This window comes from Geodermatophilus sp. SYSU D01176 (assembly GCF_054050015.1).
Genome location: NZ_JBJGYN010000037.1, coordinates 42994 through 49888, shown reverse-complemented (window position 1 = coordinate 49888; position 6895 = coordinate 42994). Strand labels below are relative to the sequence as shown.

General features: G+C 77.0%; 8 protein-coding genes. 6 read left to right on the top strand and 2 right to left on the bottom strand.

Going from position 1 to position 6895, the window contains the following annotated elements; all coding sequences use genetic code 11:
* Positions 1 to 566: 566 nt before the first annotated feature.
* The 3 genes from ACI78Z_RS18120 to ACI78Z_RS18110 are packed head-to-tail and all read left to right on the top strand — an operon-like array spanning position 567 to position 1730.
* Positions 567 to 1157 (top strand): class I SAM-dependent methyltransferase, encoded by a 591-nt coding sequence (locus ACI78Z_RS18120; RefSeq protein ID WP_457037938.1) that lies wholly within the window; start codon positions 567 to 569, stop codon positions 1155 to 1157.
* A gap of 10 nt (positions 1158 to 1167) precedes the next feature.
* A complete protein-coding gene (locus ACI78Z_RS18115) occupies positions 1168 to 1293 on the top strand; it encodes a hypothetical protein (protein ID WP_457037937.1) in 126 nt (41 codons plus the stop codon).
* A gap of 11 nt (positions 1294 to 1304) precedes the next feature.
* The gene (locus tag ACI78Z_RS18110) at positions 1305 to 1730 is read left to right on the top strand and encodes a DUF1801 domain-containing protein (RefSeq protein WP_457037936.1); all 426 of its coding nucleotides are present in this window, start codon (positions 1305 to 1307) and stop codon (positions 1728 to 1730) included.
* Here ACI78Z_RS18110 and ACI78Z_RS18105 read toward each other — a convergent pair.
* Positions 1715 to 3055, bottom strand: coding sequence for a phosphoribosyltransferase family protein (locus ACI78Z_RS18105; protein ID WP_457037935.1), 1341 nt, complete (start codon positions 3053 to 3055; stop codon positions 1715 to 1717). The two genes, ACI78Z_RS18110 and ACI78Z_RS18105, sit on opposite strands and share 16 nt — an antisense overlap.
* Before the next feature lie 178 nt (positions 3056 to 3233).
* Here ACI78Z_RS18105 and ACI78Z_RS18100 point away from each other — a divergent pair, with 178 nt between their 5' ends.
* The 3 genes from ACI78Z_RS18100 to ACI78Z_RS18090 all read left to right on the top strand — a co-directional run bounded on the left by ACI78Z_RS18100 (position 3234) and on the right by ACI78Z_RS18090 (position 5581).
* A complete protein-coding gene (locus ACI78Z_RS18100) occupies positions 3234 to 3428 on the top strand; it encodes a three-helix bundle dimerization domain-containing protein (RefSeq protein ID WP_457037934.1) in 195 nt (64 codons plus the stop codon).
* Between the two features lie 72 nt (positions 3429 to 3500).
* On the top strand, positions 3501 to 5120 hold the full coding sequence (locus ACI78Z_RS18095; protein ID WP_457037933.1) for an ABC-F family ATP-binding cassette domain-containing protein: 1620 nt from the start codon (positions 3501 to 3503) through the stop codon (positions 5118 to 5120).
* Between the two features lie 68 nt (positions 5121 to 5188).
* Positions 5189 to 5581 carry a hypothetical protein gene (locus ACI78Z_RS18090; RefSeq protein WP_457037932.1) on the top strand — a complete coding sequence of 131 codons (393 nt, stop codon included), beginning with the start codon at positions 5189 to 5191 and terminating at the stop codon, positions 5579 to 5581.
* A 103-nt stretch (positions 5582 to 5684) separates the two neighbouring features.
* On the opposite strand, the gene ACI78Z_RS18085 is transcribed toward ACI78Z_RS18090, so the two are convergent.
* Complete coding sequence (locus ACI78Z_RS18085) at positions 5685 to 6887, bottom strand: MFS transporter (protein WP_457037931.1); 1203 nt, start codon at positions 6885 to 6887, stop codon at positions 5685 to 5687.
* Positions 6888 to 6895: the final 8 nt, after the last annotated feature.

Here is a 6895-nt window from a genome sequence, read left to right as displayed (position 1 = left end):
CGGCGCGGGGGGGGGGGGGGGGGCCCCGGGGGGGGGGGGCCAGCCGGGGCCCCCCCCCCGGGCGCCCCCCCCGCCCCCCCCCCCCGGTTCGACCACGGCCTCCAGGACCGGCCGGACGGCGGACGTGCGGACGGGCTCGACGACCCCGGTCGCGACCTCGGCCACCACCGGTTCGGCGACCGCGCGGACGGCGTCGGTCAGGGGCGGGGCCAGGTCGGCCACCGGAACGGGGGCCGACACCAGGGCCGCCGCGAGGGGAGCGGCGGGTGGGGGCGGTTCCTCGGCGGAGGCGGTGGAGGCGCCGGCGAGCCAGAGCGCGGTCGCGGCGACCGCGAGCAACGCCGCACGGACCAGCCCCCGGCGGGCCGCGAGCAGCAGGGCGATGCCGTCCACCTGCTCACCCCCACTCTCCGTGGCCTTCCGAATACGTTGAGGCTAGGAACGGGGAGGCCGCGGCCGCGCGCCGGAACGGGTCATCCGACCGGGTGGATCCCGCCTGCTGCCCGTGACTCAGCGGAAGGGCCGCAGGTCAGCGCCCCCGCCGGCCACGCTGGGAGGATGCTCCCGTGCAGGCAGCGGACTGGGACGCGCGCTACGCCGCGCAGCAGCAGTGGTCGGTCGAGCCCAACGCGCTCGTGGCGGATCTGCTCGCCGGCCTGCCGCCCGGCACCGCCGTCGACCTGGCGGCGGGGGAGGGGCGGCACGCGCTGTGGCTGGCTGGACGCGGCTGGCGGGTTACGGCGGTCGACTTCTCCGCCACCGGGCTGGACCGGGGCCGCAGTCGCCCGGGCGCCGACCGCGTCACCTGGGTGACCGCCGACGTCCTGGCCTGGGAGGCTCCGCCGGGGTCGCTGGACCTTGTGCTCGTCGCCTACCTGCACCTGCCGGAGGCCGACACCACCGCGGTGCTGCGTCGCGCGGTCGGGTGGCTGCGTCCGGGCGGCCGGCTGCTCGTCCTCGGCCACGACGCCGACAACCTCGCGCGCGGGGTGGGCGGTCCGCAGGACCCGGCGATCCTGTCCAGCGTCGCGCGGCTGGCCCCGGTGGCCGAGCTGCTCGACGTCGACCGGCTGGAGCAGGTGCGCCGGGAGACACCGGCGGGCACCGCGCTGGACACCCTGCTGTGCGGACGCCGTCCCGTCGGCCCCCGCCGGTAGCGTGCGGCCCGTGATGGGGATGGGTGGGGCCGGCGGCCCCGAGGCGGAGCGGCGCCGGCGGCTGGTCGCCGCCCTCGTGGTGCTCGCGCTGCTGCTGACCGCGGCGGCCACGGTGCTGTCGATCGCGCTGAGCTGAGGCAGCCGTCCGTGGACGCCGGGATCGCGGAGTGGTTCGCCGCGGCCGGCCCGCGCGAGGCCGAGCTGCGGGCCGCGGACGCGCTGGTCACGGCCGCCGCGCCGGGCATCGACCGGCAACTGGTCCCGGTGGGGGCCGGACGCATGCTCGGCTACGGGCTGATGCCGTACCGGCCGCGCTCGGCCCGGGAGACGACGACGTGGCCGCTGATCGCCCTCGCGGCGCAGCAGCGGCACCTGTCGCTCTACGTCTGCGCGGTCGTCGACGGCACCTACTTGGCGGAGGCCCGCGCCGGGCGGCTCGGCCGGGTCTCCTGCGGGAAGAGCTGCATCCGGTTCACCTCGCTCGACCGGGTCGACCGCGCCGAGCTCACCGCGCTGCTGCAGGACGCCGTCGCCGCGACGCGGGCGGGCACCAACGGCTACTCCGCGGGCTGATCCGCCAGCCACCGGGCCGGGGGGCCGGCGGGGGCCGTCGCGACGAGGTGGGTGGCGAACCAGTCGCGGGCCAGCTCGGCGGCCGCGCGCAGCGTGCCCGGCTCCTCGAACAGGTGCGAGGCGCCCGGGACGACGGCCAGCCGGTTCGGGCACCGCAGCCGGGCCTGCGCCTCCCGGTTCAGCTCGAGCACCTGCTGGTCGCGGCCACCCACGACGAGCAGCGTCGGCGCCCGGACGTCGGCCAGCGCCGCGCCGGCCAGGTCGGGCCGGCCGCCGCGGCTCACCACCGCCCGCACGGCCTCGTCCCGCGCCGCCGCCACCAGGGCCGCCGCGGCCCCGGTGCTGGCGCCGAAGAACCCCAGCGGCAGGCCGGCGCAGGACGGCTCGGCCGTCGCCCAGCGGGCCACCGCGGCCAGCCGGCCGGCCAGCAGTTCGATGTCGAACACCGGGCCGCGGGCGGCCTCCTCCTCCGGGGTGAGCAGGTCGACCAGCAGCGTCGCCATCCCCGCGCAGCGCAGCACCTCGGCGACCGCGCGGTTGCGGGGGCTGTGCCGGCCGCTGCCGCTGCCGTGGGCGAAGACGACGAGCCCACCGGCGTGCCCGGGGACGGTCAGGTGCCCCGGGAGACCGGCCGGACCCACGTCGGCCAGCACGTCGTCGTCCCGCGGGGTGGCGCCCTCGCCCGGGGGTGCCGGGGCCGGACGGCGCAGCAGCTCCAGGACCTCCTCGTCCTCGGTCGGCCGGAAGTCCTCGTAGGCCTGCCCGACCGCGGCGAAGCGCTGCGGGCTCTCCAGGCACACCACCTCGTCGACGACCGGGGCGATCTCGCGCAGCGCGTGCGGCGAGCCGACCGGGACGGCCAGCACCACCCGCTCCGCACCGTGCGCACGGGCCACCGCGCAGGCGGCCCGTGCGGTGGCGCCGGTCGCGACGCCGTCGTCCACCACCACCGCCGTCCGGCCCTCGAGGGGCAGCCGGGCCCGGTCGCCGCGCAGCTGCCGGGCCCGGCGGTCCAGCTCCTCGCGCTCGCGCCGCTGGACGTCGGTGAACGTCGCCTGGTCGACCCCGGCGACCTGCACCACGTCGTCGTTGACGACGACCACGCCGTCCTCCCCGACCGCGCCCATCGCCAGCTCCGGGCGCCGCGGCAGGCCGAGCTTGCGGACCAGGATCACGTCCAGCGGAGCGCCCATCGCGCGGGCCACCTCCGCGGCCACCGGCACCCCGCCGCGGGGCAGCCCCAGGACCACGACGTCCCGGCCGGCGGAGGGCGCCATGCGGCGCCCCAGCTGCCGGCCCGCGTCCCTGCGGTCCTGGAACGGCACCCCGCGCCTCCTCGCGTCGGAAACCCATGCTCACCCTCGTCCTGCACCGACGCGATCCGCAACCGTGGGTTGCGCGATGGACCAAGGTCCCTGGTGCGACCGGTCTCCAGCAGCCACCGTTGGACCTCGGCGCCCAGTGCGCCGGCCCACACCCCCACGCGCACGGAGGCGCCCCCGCATGACGCTGACCGAGGACCCCGCCGTCGAGCAGGCCGTGGCCCGCCTCGCCGACGAGTTCCGGGCGCGGCTGCGCCCGCAGGTCATCGGCACCGTGGTCCGCACCTGCCGGCAGGACCTCAGCGGGGTACCGGCCACGGCGCTGCCGGAGCTGGTCGAGCGGCTGGCCCGGGAACGGCTGCAGTCCGTCGCCTGAGAGGCGACCCACCCTCCGCGGGCTCAGGACGGGACCGGCGAAACCGGTTGCCGTCTCCCGGATCATGTCGGGGTGGGCTTCGTCGACGTGACCGGGGTGCGGCACACCCTCCCCGACGGCAGGGTGCTGCTGGACGGCGTCTCCTTCCGGGTCGGTGAGGGCGCCCGCGCCGCGCTGGTGGGGGAGAACGGGGCCGGCAAGACGACGCTGCTGCGGATCGTCGCCGGTGACCTCGTGCCCGAGGACGGCGCCGTCGCCCGCAGCGGTGGCCTCGGGGTGATGCGGCAGTTCATCGGCTCGGTGCGCGACGACACGACCGTGCAGCGCTTCCTCGTCGACCTCGCGCCGCCGGGGGTGCGGGCGGCGTGGGAGGCGGTCGAGGCCGCCGAGCTCACCCTCATGGGGACCGACGACGACGGCGCGCAACTGGCCTACGCCGACGCGCTGGCGCAGTGGGGCGACGCCGGGGGCTACGAGGCCGAGGTCACCTGGGACGCGGTGACGGTGGCGGCGCTCGGCCTCCCCTACGACCGCTGCAAGTACCGCGAGCTGTCCACGCTCTCGGGCGGGGAGCAGAAGCGGCTGGCGCTGGAGGCGCTGCTCCGCGGCCCGGACCAGGTGCTGCTGCTCGACGAGCCGGACAACTACCTCGACGTCCCCGGCAAGCGCTGGCTCGAGCAGCGGCTGCGCGACACCCGCAAGACCGTGCTGTTCGTCAGCCACGACCGGGAGCTGCTGGCCCGCGTCGCCGACCGGGTGGTCACCGTCGAGGGCGGGACGGCGTGGGTGCACGGCGGCGGGTTCGCCGGCTACGCGGAGGCGCGGGCCGCACGGCACGAGCGGATGGCCGAGCTGCGCCGGCGCTGGGACGAGGAGCACGCGCGGCTGGTCGAGCTGGTGCGCACGCTCCAGCAGCAGGCGGCCAACTCACCCGACATGGCCTCCCGCTACCGGGCCATGCAGACCCGGCTGGCCCGGTTCGAGGCCGAGGGGCCGCCGCCGGACCGGCCCCCGGAGCAGAAGGTGGCCATGCGGCTGCGCGGCGGCCGCACCGGGGTGCGCGCGGTGATGGCCCAGCAGCTGGAGCTCACCGGCCTGATGCGGCCGTTCGACCTGGAGGTCTGGTACGGCGACCGGGTCGGCGTCCTGGGGGCCAACGGCGCGGGCAAGTCGCACTTCCTGCGGCTGCTGGCCGGGCAGGACGTCGCGCACACCGGCGCCTGGCGGCTCGGCGCCCGTGTCGTCCCGGGGTTCTTCGCGCAGACGCACGCGCACCCGGAGTGGCTCGACCGCACGCTGGTCGACCTGCTGTGGCACGGCGAGCCCGGCCGGCCGGGCGTCGACCGTGGCCGCGCCATGGCCGCGCTGCGCCGCTACGGCCTGGCCGAGTCCGGCGACCAGCTGTTCGGCACGCTGTCGGGCGGGCAGCAGGCCCGTGTCCAGGTGCTGTTGCTGGAGCTGTCCGGGGCCACGCTGCTGCTGCTCGACGAGCCCACCGACAACCTCGACGTGCTGTCGGCGGAATCGCTGGAGGAGGCGCTGGCCGCGTTCGACGGCACGGTGCTCGCCGTGACCCACGACCGCTGGTTCGCCCGGTCCTTCGACCGCTTCCTCGTCTTCGGCGCGGACGGCCGGGTGTACGAGTCCGCCGAGCCGGTGTTCGACGAGACACGGGTGCAGCGCGCGCGCTGAGCTGCTGTCAGGCCCTCTTGACTGTCAGGCCCTCTTGACTGTAAGGCCGCCCTGACGGACGCTGGGGCATGGCCGCCATCGACGCCCTCGATCGGGAGCACACCCTCGTGACCGCAGTCCGGCGGTACGACGAGCTGCGGACCCGTGACTCGCTGGCCGACCCCGACGGCCCGGACGGGCCGCGCCCGCTGGGTCGGGCCGAGGCGCTCGAGCTGCTCGCCCTCGGCGAGGTCATCGCCCGCAAGGCGGCTCAGGGCCGGCAGCTGACGGTCCGGACGGCGCGAGCGGCCGGCGCCTCGTGGGCCGACATCGGCCGGTCCCTCGGGATGTCCCGTCAGTCGGCGTGGGAGGCGCACCGCCGCTGGATCGACGACCAGGTCGCCCAGCACGGCACCGTCGGCTCCATCGGGTTCGACGCCGACGACGCGGCGGCCGCCCGTGCACTGGCGGGCGATCCGTAGCCGACTGCGCAGTTGCGGTCGCCGACACCGGTCGCCGCGCCGTGCGGGACGACCGCGACTGCCCGCTCGGCCGTTGTCCGACCGACGCGGGCGCAGACCCCGGTCAGGCAGCGGTGCGGCACTCCGCGGGGACTGCGTCCGCGGCGGCGGGAGCCGGCACCCGGTCCCGCCGGTCGGCAGCGCGGGCGACGACGGCGATGGCGGCGCCGACCAGCGCGAGCACCGCACCCACCCAGATCGGCGCGGTGTAGCCCAGGCCCGCCGACAGCACCGCTGCGCCGAGGGCGGCGCCCAGGGCGTTGGCCACGTTGAACGCGCCCTGGTTGGCCGCCGACACCAAACTGCCGCCGGGGACCCGCGCCGCCTCGATGACGGCGTTCTGCACCACCGGACCCAGGGCGAAGGCCAGCGTGCCGAACAGCACCAGCAGCACGACCGCGGCGAGCGGGCTGCGGCCGAGGGCGGCGAACGCGGCCAGGACGACGGCGGTGGCGAGCAGGCCGACGCTGACGAAGGAGAACCCGTAGCGGTCGCCGAGCCGGCCGCCGGCGAGCGTGCCGGCGGTGGTGCCGATGCCGAAGAGCGCGAGCACCGGAGTCACCCACCCGACCGGGATGCCGCCCAGCTCGGTGAGGATCGGGCTGACGTAGCTGTAGACGGCGAACAGCGCGGAGAAGCCGATCATCGTCAGGCCGAGCACCAGCCACACCCGCCCGCGGCGGAAGGCGGCCAGCTCGGTGCGCAGGTCGCCGGGCTCGCCCAGCTCGCGCGGCATCCAGGCCAGGAGCCCGGCGATCGTCACCAGGCCGATGACGGCGACCGCGCCGAGCACGAGCCGCCAGCTGGTCTGCTGGGCGACGAACGTGCCGAGCGGGACGCCGATGACGTTGGCCACCGTCAGCCCGGCGATCATCAGCGAGATCGCGCTGCTGCCGCGCTCGGGCGCGACCAGCCGGCGGGCGGCCACCGCGCCCACGCCGAAGAAGGAGCCGTGCGCCAGCGCGGTGAGCACCCGGGCGGCGGCCAGCGTCTCGTAGGTGGGCGCCACGGCCGACAGCGCGTTGCCGACGACGAACAGCGCCATGAGCGCCACGAGCGTCTGCCGCGGCGGGTGGCGCACGCCGAGCGCGGTCAGGGTCGGCGCGCCCGCGACGACGCCGACGGCGTAGGCGGAGATGAGCAGGCCGACCGAGGGGACCGAGACCCCGAGGCCGTCGGCGATCTCGGGCAGCATGCCCATCACCACGAACTCGGTGGTGCCGATGCCGAAGGCGCCGATGGCGAGGGCGAGCAGGGCGCGAGGCACGGAGGGGC

Bases quoted from the DNA above. Each gene is read 5' to 3' on its own strand.
- ACI78Z_RS18100 (WP_457037934.1), top strand. From the start codon at position 3,234: ATGACGCTGACCGAGGACCCCGCCGTCGAGCAGGCCGTGGCCCGCCTC.
- ACI78Z_RS18090 (WP_457037932.1), top strand. From the start codon at position 5,189: ATGGCCGCCATCGACGCCCTCGATCGGGAGCACACCCTCGTGACCGCA.